Raw genomic sequence first — 17,757 nt, 5'->3', positions numbered from 1 at the left:
ACCCGAGGGCCGCCCGCGAGGGGGAGGTACCGCGCCGAAGGCGTCGGTTGAGGGTGACGGGCGGGCCCCGCTGGGTCTCGGCGGGGCCGACCGTCAGTCCCTCGCGGCCTCCGCGCCCTCGCCGGAGGCGCCGGCCACGGGCGTGCCGCTCCCGTCGGCCTCGTCGGCGTCGGCGGACAGGGTCCGGAGCTTCCCGGTCATGTTGCGCATGAGGAAGTAGAGTCCGACGCCGACCGCGAACACCATGAGGAAGCCGAGGACGCCCGGGGTCACGAGGTTCCGGTCCATCTGGACCTCTTCCGCCAGCACAGCCGCGGAGGTCAAAAGCGTGTTCATACCACTCATACTCTCACCGCGTCCGTGACGCCCGCGAAGAGGTCCGTCTCCGGGACCTCCGTGTCGACCAGGGACCGGACCAGGTGGTAGTCCTCCGTCGGCCAGGCCTCGACCCGGACCTCGTTCGGCACCGCGAACCAGAACCCGTTGGGGTCCACCTGGGTGGCGTGCGCCTTGAGCGCCTCGTCGGCGACCTCGAAGTACTCACTCACCCCCACCTGGGTGGTGATCTCCCAGCGGGGGCGGTCCTGCTCCTTGATGCGGTCGACCCACTCGGCGAACGGGTTCTCCAGTCCGCGCTCGGCGAGCACCTTGGCCAGGGCGTCGAAACGCTCGGGCGGGAAGGAGACGAAGTAATAGAGCTTGAGGGGCTGCCAGGGGTCTCCGGAGCCGGGGTAGGCGTCCGGGTCACCCGCGGTGTCGAAGGCGCGCATCGACACCTTGTGGGTCATGATGTGGTCCGGGTGGGGGTACCCGCCGTTCTCGTCGTAGGTGAGGATGACGTGCGGACGGAACCGGCGGATGGACGCGACGAGGGGCTCGGCGGCCTCCTCGACGGGGAGGGTGGCGAAGCTGCCCTCCGGAAGCGGCGGCAGCGGGTCGCCCTCCGGGAGGCCGGAGTCGACGAAACCGGCGAACTCCTGCCGGACGCCGAGGATCTCCCTCGCTCGCTCCATCTCCTCACGGCGAACCTGGGCGATGTTCTCTCGGATCTCGGGACGTTCCATCGCGGGGTTGAGGATGTCGCCGCGTTCGCCACCGGTCATGGTGACGACGAGCACGTCGACTCCCTCCTCCACGTAACGCGCCATGGTGGCCGCGCCCTTGCTGGACTCGTCGTCGGGGTGGGCATGAACCGCCATGAGGCGCAGGCGCTCGGACAACGAAGGCTTCTCCTTGACTCGGTGAACGGCTCGACGGGTAGGCCGTCCGGGCACCCCGAATGCACGGCATGGACGACTCACGCGTGGGCCGAGTAGGGGGGTTGTCGGGTCGGGGATATCTTAGACAACACCGTCCCCTCGTTCGGAGATTCCCGATGCCCGCGACCCCGGAAGAAGCCGCCGTGAACAGTGCCGACGCCGCACCCGCGCTCCGCAAGCGCCATGGCAACGGCCCGCTCTTCTTCCTCTTCGGAACCATCTTCGCCGTCATCACGGCGGTCGGGTGGGGGTACTCCGTCATGAACTACAACGGGCTGGCCGGTGGGGTGTACCACCAGGTGGTGTCGTTCGAGGTCCGTTCGGCCGACGAGGCGAGGATCACCTTCGAGGTGAACAGTCAGGGCGGGGCCCGGTGCCTCGTCTCGGCGCTGGACGACCAGATGGTCCAGGTCGGTCAGGACAGCGTCACGGTCGAGCCGGGGAACCGGATGGTGACCACGAGCGTTGACACGCTTCGACAGGCTTCCACGGTAGAAGTGGCCTCGTGCAGGGAACAAGACCCGCAGAACTGATCCACCGAACCCTCCCCCTGCCTGGCCCGGTACCAGGGCGGAGTCACGAGGCCCGTGTGCGTCGACGCTCGGTGATATTCTCGTGAGTTCAGCTCTGGCCGCCTGGTGGCCATTGCTACTAGTACACCAAGGAGTTCCCGTGACCCAGACCCGCGACGACAACGTCACCTGGCTCACCCAGGAGGCGTACGACCGGCTCAAGGGAGAGCTGGACCACCTGACGGGGCGCGGGCGCGTCGAGATCGCGGAGAAGATCGAGGCGGCCCGGGAAGAGGGCGACCTGAAGGAGAACGGCGGCTACCACGCCGCCAAGGAGGAGCAGGGCAAGATGGAGGCCCGCATCCTTCAGCTCACCGAGATCCTGCGCACCGCGCGGGTCGGCGAGGCGCCCCGCACCGAGGGTGTGGTGGGCCCCGGTATGACGGTCACCATCCGGTTCGACGGTGACGACGAGGAGGTCACCTTCCTCCTCGCCTCGCGGGAGGAGAGCGGAGCTCCCATAGACGTGTACTCCCCGAAGTCGCCGCTCGGCGCGGCCATCAACGGCAAGCGCGTCGGCGACAACGTGAGCTACCAGCTGCCCAACGGCCGAAGCCTGGGCGTGGAGATCATCGACGCCGTGCCGTACAGCGGGGCCTGACACTCCAAAGGCCGGTGGGGGGCGTCGGCCTGCCCCTCACCGGCCACCCGAGGGCGGATCGTGACGGGTCACACCGGCCACGGCGGTCCCGTCGATACCGTGGAGGGGCAGACCCCGCCTCGTTCTCCCAACGACCGACGCCCGAGGAACCGCATGTCCACCCCCCGTTGGAATCCGCAGGACCCCGCGTACGGCGCCCCGTACGCCCAGGGGGCCGGCTGGGGCCCCGCCGCCCCGCCCCACCGCCCCGCCCCCGCCGCGTGGGCACACTCCGGCTCCGCCGTCCCCGGTCGCCACGACGGCCCGGAACTGGCCGGGTTCGGCCGCCGTCTGACGGCTCGGGCGATCGACTACGTCCTCGCGGTCGTCGCGGCGTTCGTCTTCTTCGTGATCGTCGTCCTCCTGGTGGCCGTGCTGACCGGCGGCAGTGACACGAGCGACGCCCAGGCCAACGTGTGGGCCCTGGTGTTCGTGTTCGGCTGGGGTCTGCTGCTGTTCTTCTACGACTGGCTGTACCTGGCGGCGTGGGGACGCACGCTGGGCAAGATGCTGGTCGGGATCAAGGTGGTCAGCGCCGCCGACGGCGGGAGGCTCAGCCAGGGCCAGTCCCTGGGCCGCTCGGCGCTGTTCGGCCTCCCCCAGTCCCTGCCGTTCCTGGGGCACCTGTTCTCCCTGGGCGAGTCCATGGCCGCGCTCGGCGACCAGCGCCAGGCCCTGCACGACCGCACCGCGGGAACGGTCGTCATCCGCACCTGAGCGGTCGTCCGACCCGCTGCGGCCCGGGCCCGCCACCGGTGTCCGGGCCGCGTCCGCGCGCCGTCGCCTCCGTCACGGCAGCGGTTCGCACGCGGGCGCGTCGGCGCCTCCCTCGGCGAACACCGCCGGGACGTAGTTGTCCTCCCCGATCCGGTACCAGGCGTCGTCCGCCCCGAACGGCCCGCGGATCTCGTCACCGACGGCCTGGCAGTCCACGTCCACGACCGCCGTGTGCGCGGCCAGCCCCACCGGGGCGTGGCCGGTACCGGGACCGCCCCGAACGATCACCGGGGCGCGCCGGCTCTGCGTGGTGATCCTAGCCTTGGACCGGTACTCGGCGGTCCACAGGTAGTCGACCCGCACCCACCCGTTGGTGGGCAGTCGGAGCCCCTCGCGAAACGCGCCGTCGGCCAGGTCGATCCCGGCCGGGTTGCGGACGCGGCGGCCGAACCCGTCGAGTCCGCCGTTGTGCCCGTCGGTGTAGGCCGCCTGCGCCTGGGGGCGGCCGTGGAGCAGCTCCGGCCAGGACTGCCGGGACTCGTTCCAGTGGTCGTCGGTGATGTTCCACGGGCCCACGTCCCACACGGGAAGGTAGGCGCAGCGCGCGACGTGGTCGTCGGGCACGCCCCGGGGGACGGTCGGACCCAGCGCCCCCGTCGTGCACACCCGCACCGTGTACTCTCCCCCGCCCCGGTTCGCGAGCGCCCGACGCGACGGCAGCGCGACGAAGTGGTCGTCGGGGCGGATGGTGTGTCCGTTGGCGGTACGTCCGCCGACCAGGCCGATCCTGGTGGCGAAGAGATGGGCCGAGAACGGTTCGGCCCGCGTGTCCGCTCCCTCGTGCCCTTCCTGTTCCCCCTCGCCCCCGGGCCCCTCCGGCCGGTCCCGGGGCGTGTCCTGCCCGGCGCCCGGCCCGTCCGATCCCGGTCCTCCGTCCTCCGGGTCGGCCACGCGCAGCCCCAGCCCGGTCAGGGCGGTGTCGTCGCCGTCGAGTTCCACCCGGACCTGTACGCGGGAGACGTGCTCGGGCAGGGTGATCGCGCCGTCACCCCGTGCGGGGTGCCACTCGGTCCACATGCCGTCGGCGCGCACGCCACGCGCCTCGGTCAGCACGTCCCGACCGTCCCCCTCGGCCCGGACACGCACGTCCACCGTGTCGGTGCGCGCGCCCAGGCCCTGTTCGGGAAAGACCGCCATACCGGTGTCGGTCTCCGGGTGCTCCCTGCGCGCCCCGACGCGGTTCTCCTTCCCGGCCGCGCCGACGCGCAGAGCGCCGCCGTCGAGCAGCAGGCCGACCCGGTCCGCGGAGGCGAGGTCCTGGGGGATCCACCCGGCGCGCGCGTGGGCCGGGGTCGCGGGCATCAGCAGGGCCAGAGCGCTCAGGGCGGCCAGAGTCCGCACGGTGGCCGGGCGGTGTCGGTCGGACATCGCGTGTTCCCTCACCCGAGAAGAAGCATGTGGTCACTCTCAGTAAGCGCCCTGGTGCGCGCGCACTCAAGGAGCTTGTGCCGGGTGTTGGTGATACGACGGTAAAAGTCCGGCTTACCAGGCAACCCTCAGTCAGCGAAGGCCAGGAGGCAGGCGGTGAAGCCGTGGACGTGATTGACACCGCTGACCGGGCCGATCTCCCCGGCCGCGAAGAAACCCGCCACGGCCTCCACGCCCAGGATGCGGCGGACGGCCAGCACGTCGTGGTCGGCCTGCGGGAACAGGGCCTCGCCCCGCCCGTTGCAGGAGAAGAGCAGCCCCGCGCCGACCTCGTGCTCGGCGCCGAAGTCGGCCAGCCTGCGGGCCAGGTCCTCATCGGCGGTGCCCGCGTCGCGCACCTGGAAGCGCACGGTCTGGCCCACCTCGACCATGTCCCCGACGGCCAGCGCGCCCATCTCCGGGTCGACGCCGCTGAGCGCACGGATCAGGAAGTCGCCTTGTTCGTGGTGCTCGGCGTACTCGTCCATGGCGATGCCCACGTGCAGCCCCTGGACGGCCAGCGCGCGGTCCTCGTCGCTGAGCGAGTCCACCAGCTCCTCCAGCTTCTCGTAGGCGTTGGTGCCCGCGAGTTCCATCAGGAGGTTGCCCTCGGCCTTGGTGACGGTCATGTTCGGGCCGATCGGGCGGCAGCCCTGGCTGACCACCGTCCCGAGCACGCCCTCACCGCCGACCAGCACACCGACGGCGCCGCTGTCCACGGCCTCGCCTTCGTAGAACAACCGCACGGAGTCCTCCCCGCGCATGCCGTCGGCCATCCCGCCGACCAGCGGCAGCCCACCGAGCGCCGGAGTGGACTCCCGGACGAAGGCCTGGGTGGGGAACTCGTAGGGGTTGGTGAGCAGGATCGCCACCCGGTCGCGGGGGCCGGGCTCACGCATCCCGACCACGGCGAGGTGGTCGTCCTCCAGGATGGTGTCCAAGCGGAACGGTGTGAGCTCCACCCCGGGAAGCCGCGCGCACCAGACGCTGACCGCCCCCTGGTCCTCCACCCCCCGGCCGCCGCCGATCACACCGGTGGAGCTGCACCCCACGGCGACGGCGCCCGGCGCGAGTTCCATCACGCGTCTCCCGGCAAGGGTGACCTCGTCCGGATCGGCGCCGCTGACGAAGAAGCACAGCAGGTCGACCGGCCCCTCCACCTGCTCCAAGGCGGCCCGCACGGCCCGTTCGGCCGCGTTCACGAGGTCGGCCCCCGTCGTCAGAGCATCGCCGAACCGCGTCACCAGCCGCCACCCCGCCTTCACCGGCCCCTGCCGGACCTCGGACCGAACCTTCTCCTCCCATTCTTCCACTCCCCGCCCCGCTCTGGGGTGATTCGCGCCCGAGCCGTGCTCGCCTCGGACCTCCGGTGCGGCGCCCCTGCCCGGGCTCGCGTCGCCGGCGGAACGGTCCTAGACTCCCTCGGGTGAGTCCCATCACGCCTCCCACGCCGCCGAAGGACCTCCCGAGCACCCTGGCCGCACTGCGCGAGTCCGGGCACGTCCACCGTTCGGTGGCCGCCGAGGTCCGGGACAACCTCCTGCGCCGGATGGGCGAGGGCCGCCCCCGCTTCCCGGGCCTGCACGGCTTCGACGGCACGGTGCTCCCCCAGGTCGAGCGAGCCCTGATCGCGGGACACGACATCGTCCTCCTGGGCGAGCGCGGCCAGGGAAAGACACGGCTGATCCGCACCCTGGCCGGGCTGCTGGACGAGTGGTCTCCGGCCGTGGCCGGGTGCCCGGTCAACGACCACCCGTTCACCCCCCTCTGCCCGGGATGCCGCGCGCGGGCGGCCCGCGGGGACGGCTCCCTCCCCGTGGTCTGGCGGCACCGCGCCGAGCGGTACGGCGAGAAGCTCGCCACCCCCGACACCGGGGTCGGTGAGCTGATCGGCGACGTGGACCCGGCACGACTGGCCGAGGGCCGGTCGCTGGGCGACCCCGAGACCATCCACTACGGCCTCGTCCCCCGCGCCAACCGGGGCGTGTTCTGCGTCAACGAACTGCCCGACCTGCCCGCGCGCGCCCAGGTGGCGCTGTTCAACGTCCTGGAGGAGCGCGACCTCCAGGTGCGCGGCTACACCCTGCGGCTGCCGCTGGACCTGCTGCTGGTCGCCAGCGCCAATCCCGAGGACTACACGCACCGGGGGCGCATCGTGACCCCGCTCAAGGACCGGTTCGGCGCCCAGGTGCGCACCCACTACCCGCTCGGCCTCGACGACGAACTCGCGCTCGTGCGCCAGGAGGCGGCGATCCCCGAGGGCACGACCGTCCCCGCGCACCTGCTGGAGTCCGTCGCCCGGTTCACCCGTCTGGTCCGCGACTCGAAGAAGGTCGACGGCCGGTCCGGGGTGTCGGTGCGCTTCTCCGTCGCGGCCGCCGAGACCGTCGCCGCGTCGGCCCTGCGCCGCGCCGCGCTGACCGGTGAGGAGGTCCCCGTGGCCCGGGTCTGCGACCTTCCGTCGGTCGTGGAGCCCCTGCTGGGCAAGGTCGAGTTCGAGATGGAGGCCGAGGGCCGCGAGGCCGAGATCCTCCACCTGCTGCTGCGTCGCGCGGTCGCCGAGACCTTCCGCGCCCGGCTCGGGGAGAGCGACCTGAACCCGCTCAGCGACCGGTTCGCCGGGGGCGGCGCCGTCGAGACCGGAGACCTGGTCGGAGCCGCCGACCTGCTCCGCCGGGTCGGCACGGTCCCGGGCCTGGCCGCGATGATCGAGCGGGCGGCTCCGGAGGCCGAGGACGGACCGCCCACCCCCGGGCTGGCGGCGGCGGTGGTCGAGTTCGCGTTGGAGGGGCTGTACCTGGAGCGGCGCCTGGCCAAGGACACGCTCCCCGACGGGGGCGTCTACCGCTTCTGACACGGGGACACGAGGCACGCGGCGGAAGGAGAAGGCGTGAGGTTCCAGTACCGCGCGTACACCGGCGGCCCGGACCCGCTGGCCGACCCCGACCCGCCGCCCCGGGAGGAGCGGGTCGGGGTCACCGCGCTGGAGCACGCGCGGGGACGGGAGGGCGACGGAGACGGCGACGGGATCGAGGGCCGTCCCGTGGGAGGGTCGCGAAGCGGCGGTCTCCTGGCCCCGTCGGACGGGAGCGGTCACGGTCTGACCCCTCGTGAACTGCGACGGCTCGGTGACACGGCCCTGCGTGACATCGAACGCTCGGCGCGGGGGGCCGGCGGCCGGCACCCGGGAGGCGGCGGTTCGGGGGGCGATCCCGTCGGAACGCACGCGCCCCGCGAGCCAGACGACGACCGCCCTCTCGACCCCGTGGAGACCGTCCGCGCGGCGGCGCTGCGCCGTGCCGCGTCCCCCGGGGCGGCCCTGCGTGCCGAGGACCTCCGCGTCGCCGAGACCGAACCCGTCGGCGCGGCGGCGGTGTCGCTGCTCGTCGACCTCTCGCACTCGATGGTGGAGCGCGCGCTGCACACCGCGGTCACCCGGACCGCCCTGGCCCTGTACGCCCTGGTCCGTACCCGCCATCCGGACGATCGGATCCACCTGGTCGGCTTCGGGGAGGGCGCCCACGAGCTCACCCCCGCCCGGCTGGTCGCGCACGAGTGGCGGCGGACCCCCGGCACCAACCTGCACCACGCGCTGCGCCTGGCCCGAAGGCACGTGCGGCGCCACCGCGGCCTCCGGCCCCTGGTGCTGGTGGTCACCGATGGAGAGCCCACCGCCCATCTGGGCGAGGACGGCCGTGCCCGGTTCGCGTGGCCGCCCGACCCGCGGACCGCCGAACTCACCCTGGCGGAGCTGGACCGTGTGCTGCGCGAGGGCGCTGAGGTGGTGTTTTTCCTGCTCGCCGACGACCCCCGGTTGCGCGACTTCGCCGCCGAGGTGGACCGGAGGCGTGGGGTACGGGTCGTGCGCGCCGACGCCGGGGCCCTGGGCCCTCTGGTCGTGGACCGGTACCTCGGACGTCGCGGGTGAGCGTGGTCAGAACTCGAAGACGTTGACGTCGGAGGCCAGGACGAGCAGCTCCTCGGGAGCGTCCCCACCGGAGTAGAGGAGCTGGTGGCGGTTGGCGGGCATGATCGTCTCGGTGAACCGCAGCGCCAGGTCTCCGGCGTAGGCGACGCGCTCCTGGACGAGTAGCGGGATTCCGGGGCCGAGCCCGAAGGCCTCCGCCTCGTCCGGCGAGGGCATGCGCGCGCCGACGACGTCCCAGTTCCAGGTCTCCTCGTGGCCCAGGTCGCGCAGGAGGGCGGCCACCCCGTTCGTGATCCGTTCGGGAGACATCAGCGGCGTGTTGTTGGCGATGGTGAACGGGACGTAGGTGACCTGGGACTGCCAGAGTCCGCCCTCGACGAAGCGGTCGCAGGAGCGGATGACCACGAGGCCGCCGTGCGGGGCCGTGCTCTTGGGCTCGGGGCGCAGCCGCTTGGCCACGCGCGGGCGCATGGTGTCGAGGCTGACCTTGATCTTCTCGTGGATGTGGTGGTATCCAGCGTCGCGCAGATGCGGCTGGTACCCCTCCTGGAAGCGTTCGGAGTCCGAGCCCCCGGAGACCGGTGTGGCCAGGTGGACGATGGGGCGGTGGTCGGCGGCGTAGGCCCCGCGTCCGGCGCGGATGGCGATGCGCCCCTCGTCCTGGAGGATGCGCATCCCCATCCGCGCCGTGGCGCGGGAGACGTCGAACCGCTCCGCGAGCTCCTCCTCACCGGGGAGCCGTTCGCCGGGCTTGTACTCACCTCTGGCCAGCGCCTCGCGCAGGTGATCGGCGACCACTGTCTTCTTCGACGTGCTCATGCTGTAGCTCAGTCCCGGTGGTAGGCCTTGAGGTTGCCGTGTTCGAACTGGTATCTGATGCTGTGCCCCGCGTAGACGGTGTGTACCACGCGGATCGGACGTTCCTCGGAGTAGTCGGTGCGGTGGACGTTCAGTACGGGCACGCCCGGGGGGAGTTCGAGCTGGGACGCCTCCTGGGGCGTCGGCATGCGGGTCTCCACCTCGTCGACGCAGCCCACCTGGCGGTGCCCGTGGCCCAGGAGGACCTCCAGGGCGCTGTCCACGTCCTCGGGGAGCATGAGCGCGGTGTCCTGGACGAGCTCCATGGGGTAATAGGCCGAGCTGATGGATCCGGAGACGTCCCCCGAGAAGCGGTACATGCGACGGACGACGGTCATGTCGCCCTCGGGGACGCGGAGGCGGCTGGCGATGTCCGGGGTGGCGCTCAGGAGTTGGAGCTCCTCCAGGGTCTGACCGGACAGGGCGGACTCGTTGAGGCCCGTGCTCTCTGTGGGGCGGGTGGCGTAGAACGTCTCGGGGACGACGTTCTGCACGAAGTGTCCGCGTCCGGGCCTGCTGAGGATGAGCCCCTGGTTGCGGAGCATGCCCAGGGCGAGGCGGACGGTGTTGCGGGAGGCCTCGAAGCGCTCCTCCAGCTGTTTCTCCGAGGGGAGTCGGCCCCCGGGGGGAAGGGTCCGCTCCTGGATCTCGCGGCGCAAGACCCGGGCGATCTGTCGATATCTACTCTCTGCCCGCATAAGTCCGCCCTCAGGGGGGTATCAATCCAACACGTTCGCTTGTACCAACAAGGTGATCGCAACACCAACAGAACATGTACAGCCGGGTTACCTCAACCCATCCTAAAGGAAGGCCACCCTCAGTACACGGCCCCCAGCCCCGGAGCCGGAGGAGGACCCTTCGGTGCTCGCCCCCGCAGCCGGCCGCGGAAGGGCACGGAAAGACCTCGTGAGCACACGCGAAACCCCCCTCACGACGTGAGGGGGGAGTCAGCGGAAGTGAACCGTCAGCCGTGAGGAGAACACCATGATCCCCCTCGTCATCGCGTTCGTCGGCCTCCTACTCCTGGGCCTGTCAGCGGGGTTCTTCCTGGCCGTCTCCATCGGGATCCGCCGCCAGGACCGCCGCCGGGGCTACCGCTCCCTGCGCGAGGAGGACGACGGCAGCGTCCTCTCCCGCACCGGAAGCCTCGTCGTCGGCCTGCGTTTCAGCAACGACACCCGCCCCTCCGGCCGGGACCACGCCCCTGATCCGGACCGCACCCCCAGTGCGGTCTGAGGTGCCCGAACACGGTGGGTGCCGTGCCGGAGCCGTCGGTTGAGGGTGCCCGCCGCCCCGCCGCGGAGCGGCCCCCCAGACGGTGGAGGGCGACGGGCGGGCGGGTCGATCCGCGAGCGGGGAACGGGCGTCAGGCGAAGACGGGGGTGAGGCGCCCCCGCCTCCGGGGCGCCCGAACACCGTCCGCGGCGCAGCGGGGGCCCACGAAGGCACCGCTAGTCCTCCAGGGCCCGCAACAGGTCCATCACCAGGTCGCCGCCGGACTCGATACCGACGGAGATCCGGACCAGGTCGGCGGGAACCTCCAGCGGGGAGCCCGCGGTGGAGGCGTGCGTCATCCGCCCGGGGTGCTCGATCAGGGACTCGACCCCGCCCAGTGACTCCCCCAGGGTGAAGACCTCGGTGCGCTCGCACAGCCGCAGCGCCGCCTTCTCCCCGTCCCGCAGGGAGAAGGAGACCATCCCACCGAAGGAACGCATCTGCCGCTCGGCGATCTTGTGCCCCGGGTGACCGTCCAGCCCGGGGTAGTACACCCTGCGGACCGCCGGGTGGCCCTCCAGCTCGGCCACGACCTGCTCGGCGTTCGCGCTGTGCCGGTCCATCCGCACACCCAGGGTCTTGATCCCCCTCAGCGTCAGCCAGGAGTCGAACGGCCCCGGCACGGCGCCCATGGTGTTCTGGTGGAAGGCCAGCCGCTCGCCCAGGTCGGCGTCGGCGACCACCAGGGCGCCGCCGACCACGTCGGAGTGCCCGCCCAGGTACTTGGTCGTGGAGTGCACGACCACGTCCGCGCCCAGCGTCAGCGGCTGCTGCAGGTAGGGCGAGGCGAAGGTGTTGTCGACGACGTACAGCGCTCCCGCGTCGTGCGCGATCTGCGCGAGCGCCTCGATGTCGGTGATGTTGAGCAGCGGGTTGGTGGGCGTCTCCGTCCACACGACCTTCGTGTCGGGGCGCACCGCCGCGCGCACGGCCTCGGGGTCGGTCTGGTCGACCGCGTCCCAGGACACGCCCCAGCGCTCGACGACCTTGGAGACCAGGCGGAAGGTGCCCCCGTAGGCGTCGTCGGGGATGATGATGTGGTCGCCGGGTGAGAGGACCGTGCGCAGCAGCGTGTCCTCGGCGGCCATGCCCGAGGCGAAGGCCAGGCCCCGCGCGCCGGACTCCAGCGCGGCCAGGCACTCCTCCAGGGCGGCGCGCGTCGGGTTGCCCGTGCGCGAGTACTCGTAGCCCTGGCGCAAACCGCCCACGCCGTCCTGGGCGTAGGTACTCGTCTGGTAGATCGGCACCACCACGGCCCCGGTCCCGGCGTCCGGTTCCTGCCCCGCGTGGATGGCCAGCGTTTCAAACCCGTCGAACGTCATGGGGCCACAATAGCCGCCGCTTTCCCCGTGAACCCCACGTTTCACGCAGGAGGGAATGTGGCGGAGTCGCACGCCACCGCCACCGTCCTCAGGCGGGCGGGAACCTGGTGGCCGACCCCGGTTCGGGCGGTTCGATCGGCACCTCGGGCGGCAGCCCCGCGGCGGGGGTGGGCACGCGCGTGGGCGTACCGGTCTCGCGCATCGGCGGATCCCAGCCGAGCTCGGGATCGTGGGTGCGCACGACCTTGCCGGGAACCCCCGCGACGACACTGTGGTCGGGGTAGTGGCCGGGGCGGACCACGGTGCCCGCCGCGACGACGCAGTTGCGGCCCAGGTGGACGCCGGGCAGGATCACCGCGTTCGCGCCGATCCAGGTGCCGTCGCCGATGCTCACCGGGTCGTCGACGGGCCATTGGAGGCCGACGGGGATCTCGGTGTTGGCGTAGGAGTGGTTCTGATCCGTGATGTAGACGTACGGACCGGTGTAGACGTGGTCCCCGATGTCCACCGACTTGTGCGCGACGATGTGCGATCCGCGGCCGATCGCGCAGCCCGAGCCGATCCGGACGACGGTGACGGGCCCGAGGTCGTAGTCCGGCCCCATGCCCGCTGCCAGGGTCATGTCACCGCCCAGGACGGTGTGTACCCCGATCTCGATCCACGGCTCCCCGTAGAGGGTGGCCGTGGGGAAGGCGATCGCGGAACCCACGCCGAAGCGCGCGAACTTCCGCGCGGCCTTGGAGTCCGCGCGGATTTCGGCGTGGCTCCGCGCGTACGACCAAGCGGAGCGGATGATCCAGGACAACAGCCGCGACACGCGAGCTCCCATGTATTACCTGCCAGTAACGTTGCCGCGAAGAGTAGCAGTGTCCGAGTATGCGACGCTCCGTCCGGTCTCCACACAGCGGGGCCCCGAACCGCGCTCGGTGGAACGCGGTTCGGGGCCCCGGATGCGCCGCGGCCGCCCCCGTCAGCCGGACAGGTGGGCCAACAGGTCCTGGCGGGTGAGGATGCCCACAGGCCGGCCGTCGCGCAGCACCACCAGAGCGCCGGAGCCGCGCAGCAGCCGCACGCAGTCGCCGACCGGAGTCCCCGTGCCGACCGTGGCCAGCGGCTTGCCCATGTGCGTCTCCACGCTGTCGTCCAGCTGGGCGCGGCCGTCGAAGAGCGCGTCGAGGACGTCGCGCTCGGCGATGGAGCCGACCACCTCGGCGGCCATGACCGGCGGCTCCTCCTTCATCACCGGGAGCTGGGAGACGCCGTACTCGCGCATGATCGCCACGGCCGTGCCGATCGACTCGTGCGGGTGGGTGTGCACGAAGTCGGGCATCTCACCGCCCTTGCCGTTCAGCACCTGGCCGGCGGTGGCCTCCTCGGTCTCGGCCGACAGGAAGCCGTAGTCGGCCATCCACTCGTCGTTGAAGATCTTGCCGAGGTAGCCGCGTCCGCCGTCGGGCAGCAGAACGACGATGACGTCGTCGGGGCCCGCGTCCTCGGCCACGCGCAGGGCCGCCTCGACCGCCAGGCCGCAGGAGCCGCCGACCAGCAGCGCCTCCTCACGCGCCAGGCGACGCGTCATGAGGAAGGACTCCTTGTCGCTGACGGCCACGATGTCGTCGCAGATCCCCGTGTCGTAGGTGCCGGGCCAGATGTCCTCGCCCACGCCCTCGACCAGGTAGGGGCGTCCCGATCCGCCCGAGTACACCGAGCCCTCCGGGTCGGCGCCGATCACCTTCACCCGCCCGTCGGAGACCTCCTTGAGGTAGCGGCCGGTGCCGCTGATCGTCCCGCCGGTGCCGATGCCCGCCACGAAGTGCGTCACGCGGCCCTCGGTCTGGTCCCAGATCTCGGGGCCGGTGGAGTGGTAGTGGGACTCGGGGTTGTTCTGGTTCTCGTACTGGTTGGGCTTCCACGCCCCGGGAATCTCCTCGGCGAGCCGGTCGGAGACCGAGTAGTAGGAGTCGGGGTGCTCCGGAGCGACCGTGGTCGGGCACACCACGACCTCGGCGCCGTAGGCGCGCAGCACCGCCAGCTTGTCCGCCCCCACCTTGTCCGGGCAGACGAAGACGCAGCGGTAGCCCCTCTCCTGCGCGACCATCGCCAGCCCGATCCCGGTGTTGCCGGAGGTCGGCTCGACGATCGTGCCGCCCGCCCTGAGCTCCCCGCTCTTCTCCGCCGCCTCGACCATGCGCAGGGCGATGCGGTCCTTCACCGAACCGCCGGGGTTGAAGTACTCCACCTTGGCGAGAATGGTCGGCGCGAGCCCCTCGGTGACCTTCCGGAGTCGCACGAGCGGGGTGTCCCCCACCAGGTCGATCAGTGAGTCGTGTACCCGCACTGTGGGCTCCTTCAGCATCGTGGCGGCCGGATCCGTCGGTCCGCCTGGTCCTTCGCCCCGGTCGCGCCTGCCGGGGCCGTGGGCCGGTCCGGCCCACCACACTCCCGACTCTAAGCCGTTCCCGTGCCGTTCGCGCCGTTCACGTCGGGTGTCGGTGCCGCCGGACGTCACGTGCGGGCTCGATCCGGCTCACCGAACGGAGCGGATCGTGTGCCGCCCGGGGTACGTGACCCGGGACCACTCCGGTTGTAGCCTCGGATCGAACCGGCCCGCCCCAGGGCGGACGGAGACGAGGCCCCGGGGGTGGTCCGATGCTGCGAGCCGCGCGCGCACGGCGCATCGCCGCCGCCACGGCGTTCGGTGGCGGCGGGGTGACGCTCGTGGGCGCGGGTACCGTCGCCCTCCTCTACCTCCAGGCCCGGCTCGCGCGACGCGCGGTCGGCGTCACCGACTGGGACCGGCCCGAGGTGAACGGGCTCCACGGCGACGGCGACGGGCCATCGCTGCGGATGCTCATGCTCGGCGACTCCACCGCGGCCGGATTCGCGGTCGCCGAGGCCGCGCAGACCCCCGGCGTGCTGCTGGCGACGGGGATCGCGAACGCGGCCGACCGGAGGGTGCTGCTGCGGTGCACCGCTTTCCCCGGCGCCACCTCAGCGGACCTGGGCCCCCAGGCCGAGCGGGCCGGAGCGTTTCGGGACGGCGGCCGCTTCGACGTGGCGGTCGTCTTCATCGGGGCCAACGACGTCATCCGCAGGGTCCGCCCGAACGACGCCGTCAAGCAGCTGCGCGACCTCACCCGCCGCCTCGTCGACCACGGCACGGAGGTGGTCGTGGCGACCTGCCCGGATCTGGGCACCGTCCGGCCGATCGGGTGGCCGCTGCGGTCGGTCGCGCGACGTGCCTCACGCCAACTCGCCGCCGCCCAGACCATCGCGGTCACCGAGGCCGGCGGGCGCACGGTGTCATTGAGCGACCTTCTCGCCGACGACTTCCGGTCTGATCCGCATTCCATGTTCGGACCCGACCGATTCCATCCGTCAGCCCTCGGGTACGCCCAGGCCGCCTCCGCCGTCCTGCCCTCGGCGTGCGCCGCGCTCGGGCTGCTCCCAGAGATCGGGGAGATCGGCCGCCCCGAGGGCATCCTGCCGGTGGACCGCGCGGCGGTCATGGCCGCCGAGACCCCGGGCACCGAGGTCTCCCGGGCCCCCGTCGAGCATGCCGGCAGGCGGGGGCACTGGACCGATCGGCTGCGCCGGAGGCGTCCGTCGAGGGTGGTGGTCCGTTCCGGCGCGGAGCGCCCCTCACGGGCGATGGTGGGCGACGGATGGGCGCTGATCCGGGCCCCCTTCCGCCCGCGCGTGACCCGGGCGGGCGCCGCCGGGGAGACCGGGGCCGCGGACCGGGCGGTCGAGACGGCCGGCCGGACCACCGGGGAGGGAACCGGTGGTCAGGACGGCACGCCAAGGCCGACCCCGGGTGGCGACGGCGAGGGCCCGAGATGTTAACTGGTCAGTAACAAGACGCGTCGCGGACGTCGAGACAGGTGTCCGGCGAACCGACGGAGCGTCACCGCAGCACCCCGACACCGAATGGGACGAAGCACATGCCCGAAGCAGTCATCGTCGCCACCGCGCGCTCCCCGATCGGCCGCGCCTTCAAGGGTTCCCTGAAGGACATCCGCCCCGACGACCTGACCACCCAGATCGTCGGCGCCGCCCTGGCCAAGGTGCCCGAGCTCGACCCCAAGGACATCGACGACCTCATGCTGGGCTGCGGTCTCCCCGGCGGTGAGCAGGGCTTCAACATGGCCCGCGTCGTCGCCGTGCAGCTCGGGCTCGACACCGTCCCCGGCACCACCGTCACCCGGTACTGTTCCTCGTCCCTCCAGACCACCCGCATGGCCTACCACGCCATCAAGGCGGGCGAGGGCGACGTGTTCGTCTCCGCCGGTGTGGAGACCGTCAGCCGCTTCGCCCACGGCAGCAGCGACAACCCGCCGAACGAGAACCCGCTCTTCGCCGACGCCAAGGCCCGCACCGAGAAGCGCGCCGAGGGCGGCGCCGAGGCCTGGACCGACCCGCGCCAGGACGGCGCCCTGCCCGACGCCTACATCGCGATGGGCCAGACCGCCGAGAACGTCGCCCAGATCACCGGCGTCTCCCGTGAGCGCCAGGACGAGTTCGCGGTCCGCTCCCAGAACCTCGCCGAGAAGTCCCTCGACAACGGCTTCTGGGAGCGCGAGATCACCCCGGTGACCCTCCCGGACGGCACCGTGGTCAGCACCGACGACGGCATCCGCCGCGGCACGACCTACGAGAAGGTCAGCCAGCTCAAGCCGGTGTTCCGCCCCGACGGCACCGTCACCGCGGGCAACGCCTGCCCCCTGAACGACGGCGCCTCGGCGCTGGTCATCATGAGCGACACCCGCGCCGCCCAGCTGGGCATCACCCCGCTGGCGCGCATCGTGTCCACCGGTGTGACCGGTCTGAGCCCGGAGATCATGGGCCTGGGCCCGGTGGAGGCCTCCAGGCAGGCGCTCGCCCGCGCCAACATGGCCATCGGCGACATCGACCTGGCCGAGATCAACGAGGCCTTCGCCGCGCAGGTCCTCCCCTCCGCCGACCAGCTGGGCATCGACATCGACTCCCAGCTCAACGTCAACGGCGGGGCCATCGCGGTCGGCCACCCGTTCGGCAGCACCGGCGCCCGGATCACCGGCACGCTGCTCAACGGCCTGCGGTTCCACGACAAGACGTTCGGTCTGGAGACCATGTGCGTCGGCGGCGGCCAGGGCATGGCGGCCGTCTTCGAGCGCCTGAGCTGATCCGCGCCACGTCGCGACGCACTCCGCCCGGACCGCCTGAGGGGGTCCGGGCGGAGCCGTCTCCGGCGGCGGACGGCGCGCCCGCAGACCAACGTTCTGCCTCTCACAAGGTAAAAGCTGGTGACCGGGGCTTGTCCAAAGCGTGATCCTGATGCAGTGTCGCAGGTAAGTGCCATACGCCAACGCGCCTCCGGAGGTGCCCATGTCACTAACCCACTCGCCGGAGATCCACGCCAAGCTCATCGAACGCGTGCCGGCCGTCACCGGCCGCGAGCTCCCCGAGTGGTTCGACGCCCTCGACAAGGGCCCGAGCCTGCTCCGCTGTTCGGACCGTTCGAACTGGCTCGCCGACGAGTACGACCTGCCCCACTGGTACGCGCAGGCGATCGTCACCGAGCACGAGCGCCGCCGCCGTAACCGTTCGATTCCCGCCCCGCGCCGCGACGGGACCTGACCCGTCGGGGGACGCGGCCCGGCCTGAGGGCACGGCTCCGTCCCGACGGCGAAGGGGCCACCTCCGGGCGGTAACCCGGGAGGCGGCCCCTCGCCACGTC

General features: G+C 72.0%; 18 protein-coding genes. 9 read left to right on the top strand and 9 right to left on the bottom strand.

The features are described from left to right. Window positions 1–93: 93 nt before the first annotated feature. Window positions 94–336, bottom strand: a complete 243-nt coding sequence (locus KIK06_RS27820) for a hypothetical protein (protein WP_268645677.1) — start codon at window positions 334–336, stop codon at window positions 94–96. 5 nt (window positions 337–341) lie between these two features. After that, on the bottom strand, window positions 342–1,220 hold the full coding sequence (gene mca, locus KIK06_RS27815) for a mycothiol conjugate amidase Mca (RefSeq protein ID WP_017598072.1): 879 nt from the start codon (window positions 1,218–1,220) through the stop codon (window positions 342–344). Window positions 1,221–1,375: 155 nt separating this feature from the next. On the opposite strand from mca, the gene KIK06_RS27810 reads away from it, so the two are divergent. From KIK06_RS27810 to KIK06_RS27800, 3 genes are all read left to right on the top strand, one after another. Further along, a complete protein-coding gene (locus tag KIK06_RS27810) occupies window positions 1,376–1,792 on the top strand; it encodes a DUF4307 domain-containing protein (RefSeq protein ID WP_017598071.1) in 417 nt (138 codons plus the stop codon). A 139-nt stretch (window positions 1,793–1,931) separates the two neighbouring features. Then, window positions 1,932–2,432, top strand: coding sequence for a transcription elongation factor GreA (gene greA / locus KIK06_RS27805; RefSeq protein ID WP_017598070.1), 501 nt, complete (start codon window positions 1,932–1,934; stop codon window positions 2,430–2,432). Window positions 2,433–2,585: 153 nt separating this feature from the next. Continuing rightward, window positions 2,586–3,188 (top strand): RDD family protein, encoded by a 603-nt coding sequence (locus KIK06_RS27800; RefSeq protein WP_017598069.1) that lies wholly within the window; start codon window positions 2,586–2,588, stop codon window positions 3,186–3,188. 72 nt (window positions 3,189–3,260) lie between these two features. On the opposite strand, the gene KIK06_RS27795 is transcribed toward KIK06_RS27800, so the two are convergent. Further along, entirely contained in the window at window positions 3,261–4,616 is a 1,356-nt protein-coding gene (locus KIK06_RS27795; RefSeq protein WP_268645676.1) for a hypothetical protein, read from the bottom strand. A 128-nt stretch (window positions 4,617–4,744) separates the two neighbouring features. Then, complete coding sequence (locus KIK06_RS27790; protein ID WP_268646228.1) at window positions 4,745–5,899, bottom strand: FIST signal transduction protein; 1,155 nt, start codon at window positions 5,897–5,899, stop codon at window positions 4,745–4,747. Window positions 5,900–6,090: 191 nt separating this feature from the next. On the opposite strand from KIK06_RS27790, the gene KIK06_RS27785 reads away from it, so the two are divergent. Next, on the top strand, window positions 6,091–7,509 hold the full coding sequence (locus KIK06_RS27785) for a sigma 54-interacting transcriptional regulator (protein ID WP_268646226.1): 1,419 nt from the start codon (window positions 6,091–6,093) through the stop codon (window positions 7,507–7,509). A gap of 36 nt (window positions 7,510–7,545) precedes the next feature. Next, a complete protein-coding gene (locus KIK06_RS27780) occupies window positions 7,546–8,583 on the top strand; it encodes a VWA domain-containing protein (RefSeq protein WP_268645675.1) in 1,038 nt (345 codons plus the stop codon). Between the two features lie 6 nt (window positions 8,584–8,589). On the opposite strand, the gene KIK06_RS27775 is transcribed toward KIK06_RS27780, so the two are convergent. Beyond that, window positions 8,590–9,402, bottom strand: a complete 813-nt coding sequence (locus tag KIK06_RS27775; protein ID WP_268645674.1) for a GntR family transcriptional regulator — start codon at window positions 9,400–9,402, stop codon at window positions 8,590–8,592. A gap of 8 nt (window positions 9,403–9,410) precedes the next feature. Next, window positions 9,411–10,139 (bottom strand): GntR family transcriptional regulator, encoded by a 729-nt coding sequence (locus KIK06_RS27770; RefSeq protein ID WP_268645673.1) that lies wholly within the window; start codon window positions 10,137–10,139, stop codon window positions 9,411–9,413. Window positions 10,140–10,425: 286 nt separating this feature from the next. Here KIK06_RS27770 and KIK06_RS27765 point away from each other — a divergent pair, with 286 nt between their 5' ends. After that, window positions 10,426–10,677 carry a hypothetical protein gene (locus KIK06_RS27765; RefSeq protein ID WP_017598062.1) on the top strand — a complete coding sequence of 84 codons (252 nt, stop codon included), beginning with the start codon at window positions 10,426–10,428 and terminating at the stop codon, window positions 10,675–10,677. A 215-nt stretch (window positions 10,678–10,892) separates the two neighbouring features. On the opposite strand, the gene KIK06_RS27760 is transcribed toward KIK06_RS27765, so the two are convergent. The 3 genes from KIK06_RS27760 to KIK06_RS27750 form a co-directional block, all read right to left on the bottom strand. Further along, window positions 10,893–12,038 carry a cystathionine gamma-synthase gene (locus tag KIK06_RS27760; RefSeq protein ID WP_268645672.1) on the bottom strand — a complete coding sequence of 382 codons (1,146 nt, stop codon included), beginning with the start codon at window positions 12,036–12,038 and terminating at the stop codon, window positions 10,893–10,895. 88 nt (window positions 12,039–12,126) lie between these two features. Further along, window positions 12,127–12,867 (bottom strand): acyltransferase, encoded by a 741-nt coding sequence (locus KIK06_RS27755; RefSeq protein WP_268645671.1) that lies wholly within the window; start codon window positions 12,865–12,867, stop codon window positions 12,127–12,129. A 141-nt stretch (window positions 12,868–13,008) separates the two neighbouring features. After that, a complete protein-coding gene (locus tag KIK06_RS27750; protein WP_268645670.1) occupies window positions 13,009–14,376 on the bottom strand; it encodes a cystathionine beta-synthase in 1,368 nt (455 codons plus the stop codon). Window positions 14,377–14,687: 311 nt separating this feature from the next. Between KIK06_RS27750 and KIK06_RS27745 the strand changes: the two genes are divergently transcribed. The 3 genes from KIK06_RS27745 (at window position 14,688) to KIK06_RS27735 (ending at window position 17,657) form a co-directional block, all read left to right on the top strand. After that, on the top strand, window positions 14,688–15,884 hold the full coding sequence (locus KIK06_RS27745) for an SGNH/GDSL hydrolase family protein (RefSeq protein WP_268645669.1): 1,197 nt from the start codon (window positions 14,688–14,690) through the stop codon (window positions 15,882–15,884). A 98-nt stretch (window positions 15,885–15,982) separates the two neighbouring features. Continuing rightward, window positions 15,983–17,203: an acetyl-CoA C-acetyltransferase gene (locus KIK06_RS27740; protein WP_268645668.1), complete on the top strand. Its 1,221-nt coding sequence runs from the start codon at window positions 15,983–15,985 to the stop codon at window positions 17,201–17,203. Window positions 17,204–17,405: 202 nt separating this feature from the next. Further along, window positions 17,406–17,657, top strand: coding sequence for a DUF4287 domain-containing protein (locus tag KIK06_RS27735; protein ID WP_268645667.1), 252 nt, complete (start codon window positions 17,406–17,408; stop codon window positions 17,655–17,657). The last annotated feature ends 100 nt before the right edge of the window (window positions 17,658–17,757 follow it).

The organism is Nocardiopsis sp. EMB25 (genome assembly GCF_026797795.1).
In the GTDB taxonomy this organism is placed as follows: Bacteria; Actinomycetota; Actinomycetes; order Streptosporangiales; family Streptosporangiaceae; genus Nocardiopsis; species Nocardiopsis lucentensis.
The sequence above is the reverse complement of the archived record's forward strand: the minus strand, read 5'-3'. Positions and strand labels throughout refer to the sequence as shown.

Bases quoted from the DNA above. Each gene is read 5' to 3' on its own strand.
- KIK06_RS27820 (WP_268645677.1), bottom strand. From the start codon at position 336: ATGAACACGCTTTTGACCTCCGCGGCTGTGCTGGCGGAAGAGGTCCAG.
- KIK06_RS27810 (WP_017598071.1), top strand. From the start codon at position 1,376: ATGCCCGCGACCCCGGAAGAAGCCGCCGTGAACAGTGCCGACGCCGCA.
- KIK06_RS27800 (WP_017598069.1), top strand. From the start codon at position 2,586: ATGTCCACCCCCCGTTGGAATCCGCAGGACCCCGCGTACGGCGCCCCG.
- KIK06_RS27795 (WP_268645676.1), bottom strand. From the start codon at position 4,616: ATGTCCGACCGACACCGCCCGGCCACCGTGCGGACTCTGGCCGCCCTG.
- KIK06_RS27775 (WP_268645674.1), bottom strand. From the start codon at position 9,402: ATGAGCACGTCGAAGAAGACAGTGGTCGCCGATCACCTGCGCGAGGCG.
- KIK06_RS27770 (WP_268645673.1), bottom strand. From the start codon at position 10,139: ATGCGGGCAGAGAGTAGATATCGACAGATCGCCCGGGTCTTGCGCCGC.
- KIK06_RS27765 (WP_017598062.1), top strand. From the start codon at position 10,426: ATGATCCCCCTCGTCATCGCGTTCGTCGGCCTCCTACTCCTGGGCCTG.
- KIK06_RS27760 (WP_268645672.1), bottom strand. From the start codon at position 12,038: ATGACGTTCGACGGGTTTGAAACGCTGGCCATCCACGCGGGGCAGGAA.
- KIK06_RS27755 (WP_268645671.1), bottom strand. From the start codon at position 12,867: ATGGGAGCTCGCGTGTCGCGGCTGTTGTCCTGGATCATCCGCTCCGCT.
- KIK06_RS27745 (WP_268645669.1), top strand. From the start codon at position 14,688: ATGCTGCGAGCCGCGCGCGCACGGCGCATCGCCGCCGCCACGGCGTTC.
- KIK06_RS27740 (WP_268645668.1), top strand. From the start codon at position 15,983: ATGCCCGAAGCAGTCATCGTCGCCACCGCGCGCTCCCCGATCGGCCGC.
- KIK06_RS27735 (WP_268645667.1), top strand. From the start codon at position 17,406: ATGTCACTAACCCACTCGCCGGAGATCCACGCCAAGCTCATCGAACGC.